This window comes from Streptomyces sp. NPDC003032 (assembly GCF_053591415.1).
Genome location: NZ_JBSFTT010000005.1, coordinates 39870 through 54404 on the forward strand (window position 1 = coordinate 39870; position 14535 = coordinate 54404).

The 14535-nt window shown below is 72.3% G+C and carries 16 protein-coding genes; 7 read left to right on the forward strand and 9 right to left on the reverse strand.

The features are described from left to right. Positions 1-5 precede the first annotated feature (5 nt). Positions 6-419: a DUF3224 domain-containing protein gene (locus ACWDZ7_RS08795; protein WP_451795971.1), complete on the reverse strand. Its 414-nt coding sequence runs from the start codon at positions 417-419 to the stop codon at positions 6-8. Positions 420-534: 115 nt separating this feature from the next. Here ACWDZ7_RS08795 and ACWDZ7_RS08800 point away from each other — a divergent pair, with 115 nt between their 5' ends. Continuing rightward, on the forward strand, positions 535-1497 hold the full coding sequence (locus ACWDZ7_RS08800; RefSeq protein WP_451795972.1) for a helix-turn-helix transcriptional regulator: 963 nt from the start codon (positions 535-537) through the stop codon (positions 1495-1497). Between the two features lie 98 nt (positions 1498-1595). After that, the gene (locus ACWDZ7_RS08805) at positions 1596-2084 is read left to right on the forward strand and encodes a hypothetical protein (protein ID WP_451513785.1); all 489 of its coding nucleotides are present in this window, start codon (positions 1596-1598) and stop codon (positions 2082-2084) included. A 58-nt stretch (positions 2085-2142) separates the two neighbouring features. Here ACWDZ7_RS08805 and ACWDZ7_RS08810 read toward each other — a convergent pair whose 3' ends face one another. Together ACWDZ7_RS08810 and ACWDZ7_RS08815 are read right to left on the reverse strand one after the other, a co-directional pair. After that, positions 2143-2616: a hypothetical protein gene (locus tag ACWDZ7_RS08810; protein WP_451795973.1), complete on the reverse strand. Its 474-nt coding sequence runs from the start codon at positions 2614-2616 to the stop codon at positions 2143-2145. A 198-nt stretch (positions 2617-2814) separates the two neighbouring features. Beyond that, complete coding sequence (locus ACWDZ7_RS08815; protein ID WP_451795974.1) at positions 2815-3408, reverse strand: TetR/AcrR family transcriptional regulator; 594 nt, start codon at positions 3406-3408, stop codon at positions 2815-2817. 145 nt (positions 3409-3553) lie between these two features. On the opposite strand from ACWDZ7_RS08815, the gene ACWDZ7_RS08820 reads away from it, so the two are divergent. Then, entirely contained in the window at positions 3554-4798 is a 1245-nt protein-coding gene (locus tag ACWDZ7_RS08820; protein ID WP_451795975.1) for an FAD-dependent monooxygenase, read from the forward strand. A gap of 44 nt (positions 4799-4842) precedes the next feature. Further along, complete coding sequence (locus tag ACWDZ7_RS08825) at positions 4843-5748, forward strand: Gfo/Idh/MocA family protein (protein WP_451795976.1); 906 nt, start codon at positions 4843-4845, stop codon at positions 5746-5748. Here the strand turns inward: ACWDZ7_RS08825 and lnt are convergent. The 3 genes from lnt to ACWDZ7_RS08840 form a co-directional block, all read right to left on the reverse strand. After that, the gene (gene lnt / locus ACWDZ7_RS08830; RefSeq protein WP_451795977.1) at positions 5730-7799 is read right to left on the reverse strand and encodes an apolipoprotein N-acyltransferase; all 2070 of its coding nucleotides are present in this window, start codon (positions 7797-7799) and stop codon (positions 5730-5732) included. The two genes, ACWDZ7_RS08825 and lnt, sit on opposite strands and share 19 nt — an antisense overlap. A 200-nt stretch (positions 7800-7999) precedes the next feature. After that, entirely contained in the window at positions 8000-8497 is a 498-nt protein-coding gene (locus tag ACWDZ7_RS08835) for a nuclear transport factor 2 family protein (RefSeq protein ID WP_451795978.1), read from the reverse strand. Between the two features lie 192 nt (positions 8498-8689). Next, positions 8690-8839 carry a hypothetical protein gene (locus tag ACWDZ7_RS08840; protein WP_451795979.1) on the reverse strand — a complete coding sequence of 50 codons (150 nt, stop codon included), beginning with the start codon at positions 8837-8839 and terminating at the stop codon, positions 8690-8692. A 409-nt stretch (positions 8840-9248) separates the two neighbouring features. On the opposite strand from ACWDZ7_RS08840, the gene ACWDZ7_RS08845 reads away from it, so the two are divergent. Beyond that, a complete protein-coding gene (locus tag ACWDZ7_RS08845) occupies positions 9249-9872 on the forward strand; it encodes a hypothetical protein (RefSeq protein WP_451795980.1) in 624 nt (207 codons plus the stop codon). 37 nt (positions 9873-9909) lie between these two features. Here the strand turns inward: ACWDZ7_RS08845 and ACWDZ7_RS08850 are convergent, their stop codons facing one another. Continuing rightward, entirely contained in the window at positions 9910-10785 is an 876-nt protein-coding gene (locus ACWDZ7_RS08850) for an undecaprenyl-diphosphate phosphatase (RefSeq protein ID WP_451795981.1), read from the reverse strand. Between the two features lie 358 nt (positions 10786-11143). Then, a complete protein-coding gene (locus tag ACWDZ7_RS08855) occupies positions 11144-11605 on the reverse strand; it encodes a winged helix-turn-helix transcriptional regulator (RefSeq protein ID WP_451795982.1) in 462 nt (153 codons plus the stop codon). A 118-nt stretch (positions 11606-11723) separates the two neighbouring features. Here ACWDZ7_RS08855 and ACWDZ7_RS08860 point away from each other — a divergent pair, with 118 nt between their 5' ends. Beyond that, complete coding sequence (locus ACWDZ7_RS08860; RefSeq protein ID WP_451795983.1) at positions 11724-12893, forward strand: thiolase family protein; 1170 nt, start codon at positions 11724-11726, stop codon at positions 12891-12893. A 28-nt stretch (positions 12894-12921) separates the two neighbouring features. Here the strand turns inward: ACWDZ7_RS08860 and ACWDZ7_RS08865 are convergent, their stop codons facing one another. Then, positions 12922-13632, reverse strand: coding sequence for a TVP38/TMEM64 family protein (locus ACWDZ7_RS08865; protein WP_451795984.1), 711 nt, complete (start codon positions 13630-13632; stop codon positions 12922-12924). 49 nt (positions 13633-13681) lie between these two features. Here ACWDZ7_RS08865 and ACWDZ7_RS08870 point away from each other — a divergent pair, with 49 nt between their 5' ends. Continuing rightward, a complete protein-coding gene (locus ACWDZ7_RS08870) occupies positions 13682-14389 on the forward strand; it encodes a DNA alkylation repair protein (protein ID WP_451795985.1) in 708 nt (235 codons plus the stop codon). The last annotated feature ends 146 nt before the right edge of the window (positions 14390-14535 follow it).

Below are 14535 nucleotides of genomic sequence, written 5' to 3' on the forward strand. Positions count from 1 at the left end.
ACCGCTCAGCCGCCGACCGGGATCGTGTAGTCGAAGGTGTACGGAGTGGACTTGTCCCCGTGCCGCGCGGTGAACGTGCCGGTACCGGTGAGCCCGGCCAGCTCACCGGTGCCCGAGCCGGACAGCACGGTGAAGGCGCACTCGATGCCGTCGTCGACGAACGAACCGCGCTGCTCGATGATGAACGAACCCTTGTGGCCGTCGAGCGTGCCCTCGATGAACTCGTAGCCGACATAGCCGTCCGTCGTCCCGCTCGTATACGCGATGGTGTACTCGCACGAGGTGCCCGCCGCCTCGATGGCACCGGTGTAGTCGTTGGTGACGGCGGCGTGGGTGATGCGGCCGCCGCCGTCCGCGCCCGCGACGGGCTGCTCGTCCCAGGCGGCGAAGGTGAAGGTGCCGGCGGTGGTCGCGGTCATGGGGGTCCTCCTGGGAGCGTTGCGTCGCTGGTTCGTTTCCGCTTGCGAGGAGGACTCTGCCGGAGGTACCTGACATCTTCTGTCAGGTACCTCCGGCACGGCACACTTGGGCCCCATGCGCGCCGACCGGCTCCTCGCCCTCCTTCTGCTGCTCCAGAACCGCGGGCGCATGACCGCGCCCGAACTCGCCGGGGAGCTGGAGGTCTCGGTCAGGACCGTCTACCGGGACGCCGAGGCGCTCGCCGCCTCCGGGGTGCCCGTCTACGCGGAGCGGGGCCCGGCGGGCGGCTTCCGGCTCCTCGACGGCTACCGCACCCGGCTGACCGGCCTCACCGACGACGAGGCGGACTCCCTCGCCCTCGCCGGGATGCCCGGGGCCGCTGCCGACCTCGGCCTCGGCGCGGAACTGGCCACCGCCCAGCTGAAACTGACCGCCGCGCTGCCCACGGGCCTCGGGGAGCGGTCTCGGCGCGTCCAGGAGCGCTTCCACCTCGACGCCGCCGCGTGGTTCCGCACGGCCGACCCGGCGCCACGGCTCGCCGCGGTCGCCGAAGCCGTGTGGCGGCAGCGGGTGCTGCGGGCGGGCTACCGGCGCTGGGGCGGCGAGGTCCAGCGGGAGCTGCACCCCTTGGGGCTGGTCCTCAAGGCGGGCAACTGGTACCTGGCGGCGGCCGTCGACGGTGACGTACGTACGTATCGGGTGTCGCGGTTCCTGACGGTGACGATGGCGGAGGAGACCTTCACGCGCCCCGCGGACTTCGATCTGGTGGCGTACTGGGATGAGGCGTCGCGCGGCCTTGAGGCTCGGGTCCTGCACAGCACCGCGCGGCTGAGGGTCTCCCAGGTGGGGCTGCGGCTGCTGCCCGCCATGTTCGGGGCGGCGGGGGCGCGGGCGGTGGAGGGGGCGGGCGCGGCCGACGCGGACGGCTGGGCCGAGGTCGACCTCGAAGTGGAGGCGCTGCCGGTGGCCGTGGGCGACATTCTCCGGCTCGGCCTGGAGGCGGAGGTGCTCGGGCCGTCCGAGCTGCGCGCCGCGGTGGCCAGGAGCGTCACCGGGCTGGCCCAGCGGTACGCGTGAGCGCCGCCGCCTGCGAACGTGCCTGACCGCGATTGTCAGTGGTGGCGGCTAGCGTCGTGAGGGATGGGGGCGATGGCCGTACGACCATGGAGGACTCGGTGACGGAGCAGCAGGAGCAGACGGCGGAGGACGCGATGATGACGCGGATCGGGCAGGCGGTCATGCTCCATCACGGCGGAGACCGCGAGGAGGCGCAGGACCGCTTCCTCGGCCTGTGGGGGGAGATCGGCGAGGACGGCGACGCCCTGCACCGGTGCACGCTCGCGCACTACATGGCGGACACGCAGGAGGACCCCTCGGCCGAACTGGCGTGGGACCTGCGGGCGTTGTCGGCGGCGGACGAGCTCACGGACGAGCGGCTGAACGCGCACCACCAGTCGCTCGCGGTGCGCGGCTTCTACCCCTCCCTGCATCTGAACCTCGCCGCGGACTACGTGAAGCTGGACCGCCCCGAAGCGGCCCGCAGCCATCTGCGCCGGGCCCGCGGCGCGGTGGACGCCCTGGAGGACGACGGATACGGCAACGGCATCAAGGAGGCCATCGCGAGGCTGGAGCGGGAGGTGGGGGAGGGGAGCGAGGAGGAGTGAGGAGGGGTGAGGGGGGGGTGAGGGGGAGTGATGACGGGGCGGACGGGGCGGGGGTCTTTCAACGGCCGTACGTCTCCCGGCAGATGGTCGACTGAGGGCTTCCCGGCTCCCAGCCTCCATACGCCTCGCCGAGCGCGCACACGTCGACGGTGGGGAGCTGCGACGGCGGGGCGGGGCGGGTGGCCCCCGCGTCGGGCCGGGCCGCGGCGGGTCTGCGCACCGGCGGCGGCTTCGGCGGCTCGGAGCGGGGTGGAGGGACGGCGGGGCGGGCGTCGGCGGCAGGGCTCCGCGGCGCGGGGTGACGGGGCGGGTCCATGCGCTGCAGCGCCTCCCGCCCGGAGGGCTGCTCGACCCGCGGCCGGCTTCTCCCCTCGGTGCGGGGCGCGGTCGGCGACGCGGTGGCCGAGGCGGGGGCGGCGGGCCTGGCCGACCGCTCGACGCTCACGCAGCCGGAGGTGGCGGCCGTGATGGTGAGGGAGGCGAGGAGCGCGGTGGCGGCAGTGGTGGCGGCGGTGGCGGGCGGTCGATGCATCCCGCCAACCCTCCAGGGCCCGGCGGCTTTTGGGGCTGAGATGCGGGAGAGATTGCCCCGCACGGGTGACGGGGAGGGGGTGGGGCGACGGGAGGGGTGGGCGCGGCAGACGCTCAGGTGACCCCATGGCGTCATGGCCGCATGGCCGCATGGCCGCATGGCCGCATGGCCTCATAGCCGCATGGCGTCATGACGTCGTCACTCGGGAAGCATTCCGCGCAGCAGCTCCCTCGCGCTTGCCCGGAGGGCTTCCTCCGACGGTGCTGTGGCGTGGTAGGAGCCCGCCACGCAGGAGAACATCATGCCGTCGCACCAGGCCACCAGGGAGAGCGTGTGGCGTGCCGGGGTGGCGGAGCCCGCTGACCTCAGCAGGGCCTCAAGAGGCTCCCTGAACTGGGCGCCGGCCGCGTCGTAGTAGGCGCGCAGTTCCGGTCGGCGCGTGGCTTCGAGAGCCAACTCGTAGCGTGAGACGAGGAGTTGACGGTGATCACCGGTCAGGTAGCGGTGCAGGGCCAGGGCGAGCCCGGCGGCGAGGTGGTCGCGGCCGGCCGCCGGGTCCGGCAGTTCGGCGGGGTCGAGCACCTCCGCCTCCCGCTCCGCCTGTCGTCGCACCGCTGCCTCCAAGAGGGCGAGGCGCGTGCGCGCGTGGTTGGACGTCGAGCCCTGCGGCAGTCCCGCCGCCTCGTCGACGGCCCGGTGGGTGAGGCCGCGCATGCCGCGTTCGGCGAGCAGGGCCAGGGCGGTGTCGGCGATCAGTTCGGTGCGGGGCGACCCCGTGCTGCGTACGGACATGACGGAAACCTTACCCGGCCGCACTACGGCTGTAGTACGGTCTACTCACCGCGTCACTACAGCTGTAGTGACGGGAGGGCGACACGTACGCGGCCGCCATGTGCGGTACAGCAGCCGCCGTGTGCGGTAGAGCAGAGGAGGAGCCATGAAGCAGCAGCCCCAGGCAGTGGTCATCGGCGGTGGCATCGGCGGGCTCACCGCGGCCATCGGCCTGCACGAGTCCGGCTGGAGCGTCACCGTCCTGGAGCGCGCCGCCTCGCTTGAGCCCGTCGGCTCCGGCATCGGGCTCGCCCCCAACTCCCAGCGCGCCCTGGACGTCCTCGGCCTCGGCGACCGCGTCCGAGCCCTGTCCTCCTGGCAGGGCCAGATCGGCATGCGGGCCCGGAACGGCCGCTGGCTGGTGCGTACGAGCGCGGCCGAGGCCGACAGGACGTACGGCGGAACGCTCGTGATGCTGCACCGCGCGACCCTCGTCGACCTGCTGGTCTCCGCGCTGCCCGACGACGCCCTGCGCACCGGTGTGCGCGCCCGCCTCTCCGACCCCGGCGCCGTCGACCGCCGGGCTGTCGTCGCCACCGACGACGGGGACATCGAGGCGGACCTCGTCGTCGGCGCCGACGGCATCAACTCCGCCGTGCGGGCGGCCCTCTTCCCGGCCCACCCCGGACCCGTGTACGCCGGTTTCACCGCATGGCGGTTCGTCATCCCCGCACCTGAGACGCCCTTCGCGCCGCACGAGACGTGGGGCCGCGGCGGCGTATGGGGCACGCAGCCGCTCAAGGACGGCCGGGTGTACGCGTACGGCACGGCCCGGCTGCCCGAAGGCGGCAAGGCACCCGACGGCGAGAAGGCGGAGCTGCGGCGGCGTTTCGCCGACTGGCACGACCCGATCCCCGAGTTGATCGACGCCGTCAGGAACGAGGACATCCTGCGCAACGACGTCCGCTACCTTCCGGCACCGCTCGCCGCCTTCCACCGGGGCCGCGTCGCCCTCGTCGGGGACGCCGCGCACGCCATGACGCCGAGCCTCGGACAGGGCGGCAACCAGGCCATCGAGGACGGCGTCGTGCTGGCCCACCACGCGGCGCCCGGCGGCGACCTCGGGGCGGGCCTCGCCGCCTACAGCGCGGCGCGGGTCCCCCGTACCACGGAGATCGTCCGGCGGGCCGCGCGTGCCTCCCGCGTCACGCACCTGACCAGCGCCCCGCTCGTCGCCGTACGCGACGCCCTGATCTCCACGGCGTCGCGGCTCGGCCCGAACCTCATCCTGCGCAACTTCGCCTCCATCGCCGACTGGCGACCGCCGCAGGCCCCGTATGCTGCGGGAACGGCGACCGAAGCGTCCGCGCGCACCGCACGGGCGCCGAGGCGCGAGCCAGCACGGCGGTAGCAGTAGCGGTAGCAGTAAACGGTAGCGGTACTAGGGAGACAGTGGTGAAGGTCGGCTGCATCGGACTCGGTGACATCGCACAGAAGGCGTATCTGCCTGTCCTCACCACCCAGCCCGGCGTCGAACTGCATCTGCAGACGCGCACGCCCGCGACGCTCGCCCGGGTCGCGGGCGTCCACCACATCCCGGACGCCCACTGCCACACCGACCTGGACGCGCTGCTCGCCCAGGGCCTCGACGCGGCCTTCGTGCACGCGCCGACCGCCGTGCACCCGGAGATCGTCACCCGGCTCGTCGAGGCGGGCGTGCCGACGTACGTCGACAAGCCGATCGCGTACGAACTCGCCGACTCGGAGCGCCTGGTGGACCTCGCCGAGGAGCGCGGCGTCAGTCTCGCCGTCGGCTTCAACCGCCGCTACGCGCCTGGTTACGCCCAGTGCGTCGAACACCCGCGCGAGCTGATCCTGATGCAGAAGAACCGCGTCGGGCTGCCCGAGGACCCGCGCACGCTCGTGCTGGACGACTTCATCCATGTCGTGGACACGTTGCGTTTCCTGGCGCCGGGGCCGATCGACCACGTCGGCGTACGCGCGCGGGTCGTCGACGGACTCATGGAGCATGTCGTGCTGCAGCTGGCCGGTGACGGCTTCACCGCGCTCGGCGTCATGAACCGGCTGAGCGGGTCCACCGAGGAGATCCTTGAAGTCTCCGGGCAGGACACCAAGCGGCAGGTGCTCAACCTCGCCGACGTCATCGACCACAAGGGCCAGCCGAGTGTGCGGCGGCGCGGCGACTGGGTGTCGGTGGCCCGGCAGCGCGGCATCGAACAGGTCGTCGTCGCCTTCCTCGACGCCGTGCGCGCGGGCAAGGTGCTCAGCGCCCGGGATGCGCTGGCGACCCATGAGCTGTGCGAGCGCGTGGTGCTCGCGGCTCAGGGACGGGGCGCCTGAGGCCTCCGAGGCGTCGGAGGTGCCTGAGGTGCCTGCGGCGGCCGAGGTGCCTGAGGTGCCTGAGGTGCCTGAGGTGCCTGCGGCGGCCGAGGTGCCTGAGGTGCCTGCGGCGGCCGAGGTGCCTGCGGCGTCCGGGGTGCCCACGGTGCCTGCGGTGCCAGGTGCCTCAGGTGCCCAAGGTGCGTGCGGTGTTGTCCGGGGTGCCTGCGGTGTCCGAGGCCCCTGCGGTGCCTGAGGCGCTTGGTGGTCCGCGCGCCCTCGGCCGCGCAGAGTGCCGCGAGCACCACGAGCGCGCCGTGCACGGGCCAGTCACCCCACCTGACGTACGCCGTCACTCCCTCCCCCAGCGGAACGTCGTACACCGCGGCGGCGCTCGCCGAGGTGCCGAGCGGGGTGCCGACGCGTGAGCCGTCCGGGGCGTAGACCGCGGAGACGCCGGTGAGGGTGGCGTGCACCATCGGGCGGCCCGTCTCCGCGGCGCGCACCGCCGCGAGCGAGGCGTGCTGCTCGGGGGCCCAGCTGGCCTGGAACGACGACGTGGCGGACTGGGCGATCAGCAACTCGGCTCCGTCCCGGGTGAGTTGACGGCTCATGTCGGGGAACGCCGACTCGAAGCAGACCAGGGGCCCGACCCGCAGGCCGTGCCCGGCGTCCATCACCACTTGGCGGTCGCCGCGCCTGCGGTCCTCGCCGGCGGCCTTGCCGACGGAGGTGGCCCAGCCGAGCAGGGAACGCGCCGGTATGTACTCCCCGAAGGGCACGAGCCGCATCTTGTCGTAGCGGTCGCCGGTCGGCCCGTCCGGGCCCACGAGTACGGAACTCTTGAAGATGCCGGGCCGGTCGGAGCGGCGCGCGTCCACGTTCACCAGGATGTCCGCGCCGACCTCGCGGGAGAGCGCGGCGACGCGGCGGGCCATGTCGGGCCGGTCGGCCAGGTCGAAGCCGACGCTGCTCTCACCCCACACGACCAGGTCCAGGTCCGGCTCCCGCCCCGCGAGTGAGCGGGTCAGCTCCTCCTCGCGGGCGAACCGCTTCTCGGGTCCCGCGATGCCGTTGATGACTCCTGGCTGCACGACGGCCACGCGGACTCGCCCGGCGGCGTCGGGCCGGGGTGCCCAGACCCACGCTGCGACAGCGACGACGGCGACGATGGCGACGACTGCGAGAGCGAGGAGGCCGGTCAGGGCGGCGGGGCCGCGGGGGGTGGTGGGGTTGGGCGGTGTCGCGTTGGGTTCTGCGGGATTTGGTGCTGCCGCCCCGGGCCGTGCGGCTTTGAGCGGCGCCGCCCCGGGCCGCGCGGCCTTGAGCGGCGCCGCCCCGGTAGCGCCGGGCGCCTCCCGCCTTTCCGGCCCAGATGCCTCCCAGCCCCTGTCGGACCCGAACGCCTCGCCGCTCCGGGAGGCAAGGCCCGCCCTCGCCCTGCGCATCGTCCATGTGGCGGGCGCCCGGCCCTGGGTCCACGCCACGACGAGCAGGGCGAGACCCGTGTTGACGGTCACCAGCAGCGCGCTGACCAGCCATACCCCGCCCACCGAGGCGAGCCGCAGGGCCGGGGGCAGTTGCCATTGGCTGGAGCCGAGCAGGCCCCATGGGCCGCCCAAGCCCTCCCACGACCTGACCAGTTCGACCATCAGCCAGCCCGAGGGCAGGACCAGCAGCGCGGCCGCGGCGCGCCCGAGTGCCGGCACGCCGCCGAGGAGCCGCCGCACAAGCCAGCCCCACGGTGCCCACAACAGGCCGAGCAGCGCGGCGATGACGACGGTGAAGACGTGCAGGCTGGGCAGCAGCCAGTGATGTACGGCGACCATGAAGCCGAGGCCGCCGAGCCAGCCGTCGGCCATGGCCCGCCGCCCGGTCGGGGCCGTACGGGCCAGAAGTATCCACGGCACCAGTGCGACGTACGCGAACCACCACAGCGACGGCGCGGGGAACGCGAGGGCGGGCAGCGCTCCGGCCAGGACGGCGAGGGCGCCTCGCCACCGGCGTGAGGTGAGCAGCCGCTCGGCGCGCGGCCCGAGCCGCCCCCACCGGCCGTCGCCGAACAGATCCATGCAGCGCCTCCCTCGGTCCCCGACGCCCGATCGTGTACCCAGTGTGCGCGCCCCCGACGATCTAGAACAGTGGGCGTTTGTTCGGGTCGGACCGGCTGAGCCGAGCGACGGCGAGGGACAAGGAACGACAGGAAGCGGCAGGAAGCGGCAGTGGAGCGGCAGGAAGCGGCAAGGACTCATGGGGCGGGGCCTTGGTGGCGTCAGCCGCCGGCAGGCATGGCGCGCGGCTGCTCGCTGACGCGGCGCCACTTCTCCCGCACGGTCACCTCGCGCAACCGCCAGCCGCCGTGCGTACGCAGCAGCGCGAAGGCGTAGCGCCCGCCGCAGACGAAGTCGGGCGCCGTGGAGGTCGCGGCGCCGCCGACGGGGTCCGCGAACCGCATGGGGTTCACGTAGTCGGCCCGTACGCGCGCGGTGTCTCCGATGTCCTGGTCCAGCGTGCCGAACTCCAGCCTGCGGTTGACGATCAGATGCTGGCGCATCGGGAACATCCGCATCGTCTCGGCCAGCCACGCGGCCACCTCGGCGAACCCTCCCTCGATGCCGCCCGCCGAGCGGTAGTCGGCGCGCCCTTCTGGGGCGAACAGCTGCTGGTAGGCGTCCCAGTCACCGTCGTCGACGGTGACCGCGTACTCGGTGATGAGGGCATCGATGGCCAGCCGGTCGATCACGGCGGCCAGTTCCACGCGCTGCGTCATCGGCTCAGTGTTGGGTACGACGGGGGCCGAGCCAAGGGGCGTGCAGCGATGAAGTCTGCGCGGGGGAGGGCGCGGCCGCGTCAAGAACGCGGGTGACCATTGAGGACGACGGCGCCGACGGTCCAGGTCTCGTCGGCCGGGGGGACGGGCACGTGCACGTGCACGTCCGGGCCGACGCCGTACGACGGCACCTCAGGCGGCCCTCACGATCTCTGCGCGGACCGCGGCCGCCCACTCCGTCACCAGTTGCTCGTACTCTCTGCGCTGTTCGGCGGTGAGGCGGCCGCCCGTGCGCAGCCACAGGCCGCGGATCCGCTCGTTCAGTTCGACGGAAGACCGCACGGAACCATGGGGTGGTGGGGTTAAGGGCATGACGTCAAGCCTAGGGGATGGCCACGACAATCGGAACTGTCAGCTACCACACACCTCCGTGGGGTGATCGATCCTCGCCGTCTCCCCTCAGGTCGCCGCCCTCATACCGGTATGGAACGGTAGAAAGCGACTCGGCATCACGTGCCGGGAGTTCCTACCGATGACCGATGAAAGGTGGCGGCATGTCCTCGAAGCGACGCCGCAAGAAGAAGGCCCGCCGCAATCACGCGGCCAACCACGGCCGACGCCCTCAGTCCTGATCAGATTGGGGCCGACGCCCGCGCCACCACAGGAGACCCGCTCAGCCAGTCGTGATGCATGGATGCATGGATGCCGCGAGAGTGATTTGTCTCAGCACATGCGCATCCCAAGGGGGATCATGCACACAGGCACTGCCATCGCCGCACTCATCACCAGTGCGGGCCTTCTCGCGCTCACCAGCTGCGGCCCCGACAGCGACACGAGCGGCGGCGCCGCCAAGGGCAAGCCCGCCGCCGCTCAGGACGCCGCCGGTAAGGCCGAGACGGCCGCACTTCCCGACATGACCGGCAAGGGCCTCCAGTCCGCACAGGACCAGGCGCAGGAAGCGGGCTTCTACGGCCTCAGCTCACACGACGCGCTCGGCCGCGACCGGACGCAGGCCTTCGACCGGAACTGGAAAGTCTGCTCGCAGACCCCGAAGGCCGGCGAACACCCGACCGGCACGAAGGTCGACTTCGCCACGGTCAAGCTCGAGGAGGCCTGCCCGGCCCAGGGTGCCGGCGGCGACGAGCCGGAGGCCGCGGGGGCGAAGATGCCGGACTTCAAGGGCAAGGCCGTCAAGGTTGCGCGTGGCGCGCTCGACACCGGGGCGGGCATTACCGTCAACGACGCCTCCGGGCAGGACCGCTTCATCCTCATGGAATCGAACTGGCAGGTGTGCTCGCAGGAGCCTGCTGCGGGCGCGAAGCTCGACGGGCAGCCGGTGACGTTCTCCGCGGTGAAGTTCGACGAGTCCTGCTGACCAACCGCGTGACCGGCCCGGCCCCTCCCGTGAGTGTCTAACCCGCCGATTCCCCCGCATGCGGACTCAGTACGCCCATGCTCACCAGCACAATCAACACCAGTCCGAGCAGGACCCGGTAGTAGACGAACGGCATGAAGCTCTTGGTCGTGATGAACCGCATGAACCACGCGATGACCGCATACCCGACCACGAACGCGACGATCGTCGCGAAGATCGTGGGGCCCCAGGAGACATGGCCGCCCTCGCCCGCGTCCTTCAGTTCGAAGACGCCGGAGGCGAGGACGGCGGGGATGGCCAGAAGGAAGGAGTAGCGGGCCGCGGCCTCGCGGGTGTAGCCCATGAGGAGGCCGCCGCTGATCGTGGCGCCGGAGCGGGAGACGCCCGGGATCAGGGCCATCGCCTGGCAGATGCCGAAGATCAGGCCGTCCTTGACGCCGAGTTCCTTGAGGCCCTTGCGGTGGCGTACGGCGCGGTGCTTGCCGCCCGTCTCGTCGCGGGCCGCGAGGCGGTCGGCGATGCCGAGGACGATGCCCATGACGATCAGCGTGGTGGCGATCAGGCGCAGGTCGCGGAAGGGGCCCTCGATCTGGTCCTTGAAGGTGACCCCGAGGACGCCGATCGGTATGGAGCCGACGATGACCAGCCAGCCCATCTGAGCGTCGTGGTCCGACCGCGGCACCTTCCCGAAGAGCGAGCCGAACCACGCCGACAGGATCCGCGCGATGTCCTTGCGGAAGTAGATCAGCACGGCGGCCTCGGTGCCGATCTGTGTGATCGCCGTGAACGCGGCGCCGGGATCGTGCCAGCCCGCGAACGCCGCCGTCAGCCGCAGATGCGCGCTGGAGGAGATCGGGAGGAACTCGGTCAGTCCCTGGACGAGCCCGAGGATGAAGGATTCAAGCCAAGACATGAAAACTGCGCCGTCCAAGTACTGATCATCAGGCCGCGGGTGGGTGTGGGTGCGGTGATAGCGGTCAACGAGAGGCGGGGCTGCGGCGGTACGCCGGGGCGCGAGGGGTGATCACGCCCCTCGTCGGGGGCAGCGTAACCGCATTGGGTGAACGGACCGCCCTGAGGGCCGCTTGGGAGCCGCTTGGGGGCAGCTGCTCGGGGTCCCCGCCTGAGGGCTGCTCGGGGTCCGCCTGAGGGCGGGCTTGGGGCCCGCCTGGGGGCTTGCTCGGGGTCCGCCTGGGGCTGCTCGGGGTCCGCCGCGCGGGCCCCTGAGGGCTGCCTGACATCTCCCCGCGCCGCCCGCGACCGCGCGTCGTTCAGGCCGCCGTCGGCCCCGCCGTCGACCACCCCGGCGTCTGCGGGTGCGCGGTCAGGTCTTCGTGGCGGACGGCGTCGCCGCAGGCGGAACACGTCACGACAGGGACCAGTTCGTGGCCGCAGGAGTGCTCCAGGACCATCGGGCGGCCGTCTTCGCCGCGCAGGTGGCGGTCGCCCCACGCCATCAGGGTCATCAGGACCGGCTCCAGTTCCAGGCCCGCCTGCGTGGGCCGGTACCGGAAGCGCTGCGGGCGCTCGCTGTAGGCGACCTTCTCCAGGATGCCCGCCTCCACAAGTCGGCGAAGGCGCGTCGCGAGGATGTCGCGGGGTGCCCCGATGTTGCGTACGAGCTGGTCGAAGCGCTCGTTGCCGAGGCACACCTCGCGCAGCACGAGCAGGGAGTACTTCTCGCCGACAAGGGCGAGGGCGTCGGCGATGGAGCAGGGGCGCGAATCCTTCATGGGGGGCAGTCTAGGGGGCGGCGAGGAGAGGGTTTGATTTTCCAACTCACGGAGTTATGGTGAGTCCAGATTTCCTACTCACTGGTAGCTCCATCGGTAGCCGAAAGAGGCCCGCACCATGCGTGACGCCGTCATCGTCGAAGCCGTACGCACCCCCGTCGGCAAGGGCAAGCCCAACGGCGCCCTCGCCGGCGTCCACCCCGTCGAACTCCTCGCCCACACCCTGCGCACCCTCGTCGAGCGCAGCGGAATCGACCCCGCCACGGTCGACGACGTGATCGGCGGCACCGTCGACCAGGTCGCCGAGCAGGCCATGAACACCACCCGCTACGCCGTCCTGTCCGCGGGCTTCCCCGAGTCCGTGCCCGCGACCACCGTCGACCGGCAGTGCGGCTCCTCCCAGCAGGCCGTGCACTTCGCGGCGCAGGGCGTCATGTCCGGGGCGTACGACATGGTCGTGGCCTGCGGCGTGGAGTCGATGAGCCGCGTACCGATGTGGTCGAACGTGCCCGCCGGGGCCGACCCGTTCGGGCCCGGCATCGCCGAGCGCTACCCGGAGGGCCTGGTCCCGCAGGGCATCAGCGCCGAGCTGATCGCCGCCAAGTGGTCCATCGGGCGCGAGCGCATGGACACCTTCGCCACGACCTCGCACCAGCGGGCCGCGCGCGCCTGGGACGCGGGCCTCTTCGACGCCGAGACCGCGCCGATCGCGGGCCTGACGCGCGACGAGTCGGTGCGCCCCGCCACCACGCCCGAGGTCCTCGCGGGTCTCAAGCCCGCCTACTACGACCCGGGCTTCGGTGAGCGCTTCCCGCAGATCGACTGGTCCGTGACGGCGGGCAACTCCAGCCCCATCAACGACGGCGCGTCCGCCGTCCTCATCACCACCAGCGAGCACGCCGCCCGGCTCGGTCTGCGCCCGCTCGCCCGGCTGCACAGCTTCGCCGTCACCGGCTCCGACCCGCTCCTCATGCTCACCGGCGTCCTGCCCGCCACCGAGAAGGTGCTGCGCAAGGCGTCGCTGACGCTCGACGACATCGACCTGTTCGAGGTCAACGAGGCTTTCGCCGGCGTCGTCCTGGCCTGGCTTCAGGAGACCGGCGCCGACCACGAGAAGGTCAACGTGCACGGCGGCGCCATCGCGCTCGGACACCCGCTCGGCGCCAGCGGCACCCGCCTGATGACCACGCTCGTCCACGCGATGCGCGCCCGCGGCGCCCGGTACGCCCTGCAGACGATGTGCGAGGCGGGCGGACTCGCCAACGCGACGATCCTCGAAGCGCTCTGAGAGGGCGGGAAGCCCGGCGGCTCAGCGCTCAGCGGCCGCGGAAGTGATGGCGCTTGAACCAGGCGACCGCCGCCCCGGCCAGACCCGTCACCGCGATGAAGCCCATCGCGATCAGGAAGGCGGGCGACGTCGGCGTCGAGGCGCGGGCGCCCGCGACGACGTACGCCGCCGTGTTCGGGATCGACCCGAGGCCCGTGGCGAGCAGGAACGGCAGCCAGCCCATGCGGGAGACCGCCGCGCAGTAGTTGGCCGCGGCGAACGGCACACCGGGGAAGAGCCGCACGGCCAGCATCGACCGGAAGCCGTGCCGGCTGAGCTGGCCGTCCGCGGCCTTCAGCCAGCGGCCCCGCAGCAGCGGCCGCAGCGCGTCCTGGCCCAGCATCCGGCCGAGCCCGAACGCGATCCCGGCGCCGAACACCGTGCCGGCGATCGCCCCGACGAGACCCGCCTGCGAGCCGAAGAGCGCGCCCGCCGCCAGATTGAGCAGCGGCCGCGGCACGAACGCGGCGGTGCAGACCCCGTACGCCACCGCGAACAGGGCCACCGCCGTGGCGCCGCCCAACTGCGCGGGCCACCCGTCCGAGAGGAGCCGCTGCGGCTCGAACAGCAGCACGCACGTGCCCGCGGCGGCGAGCAGGGCCACGAGCAGCGACAGCCGCGACCACGGCGAGAGCAGCGCCCTGGTGCAGCGCACGGCGAAGCCCTGGGGCCGGGGTCGGGCGGTTGCGGTCTCGAACATCCGGGAAGACTAACCGGCTGATGTGTCTGATCGCCGTATGGTGCGTCTCATGAGCGTCACAGTCCCGAGAAGTGACCTGGCGGACACCGTGCTCGCCCGGCTCGTCCCGAGCTACTCGGCGGCGGCAGACCCGCGGCGCGCCGCTCAGACGCGCGCGTACATGAAGGACATCGCCCCCTTCCTCGGACTGACCTCTCCGGTGCGCCGCGAGCTGTCCCGCGCCGTCGTCGCAGGGACGCCGCGCCCGGACGAGGCGGACTGCGCGGCGGTCGCGCTGCGCTGCTGGGAGCTGCCCGAGCGCGAGTACGCCTACTTCGCCGTGGACTACCTGCGCCGCCACGTGCAGCGCTGCTCGTCCGGCTTCCTGCCGGTCGCACGCCACCTCGTGACGGCGCGTCCTTGGTGGGACACCGTCGACCTGCTCGCCGCGCACGTCGTCGGCGGCCTGGTCGCCGCCGACCCACGCCTGCGCACCGTCATGGACGAGTGGATCGAGGACGAGAACCTGTGGGTGGCCCGCACGGCCCTCCTGCACCAGCTGCGCTTCAAGTCGGCGACGGACGCCGAGCGCCTCTTCGCCTACTGCGTACGACAGTCCGGGCACCCCGACTTCTTCGTCCGCAAGGCGATCGGCTGGTGCCTTCGCGAGTACGCCAAGACCGACCCGGAGGCGGTACGCGCCTTCGTCGGACGCGAGCGGGACCGGCTCGCGCCGCTGTCGGTGCGCGAAGCGCTGAAGAACCTCCGAGCGCACTGAAAATCATTCGACGTGGGCGTCCCCTTCGGTGAGGATCAGACCCATGTTCCGGTACGCCTTCCTCGCAGCCACGCCCGCAGTCGCGGGCGCTGCGAAGGCTGCCGTCCTCGCATCCGACGCCTTTGACGGCGCCCGAAGCTGACCCT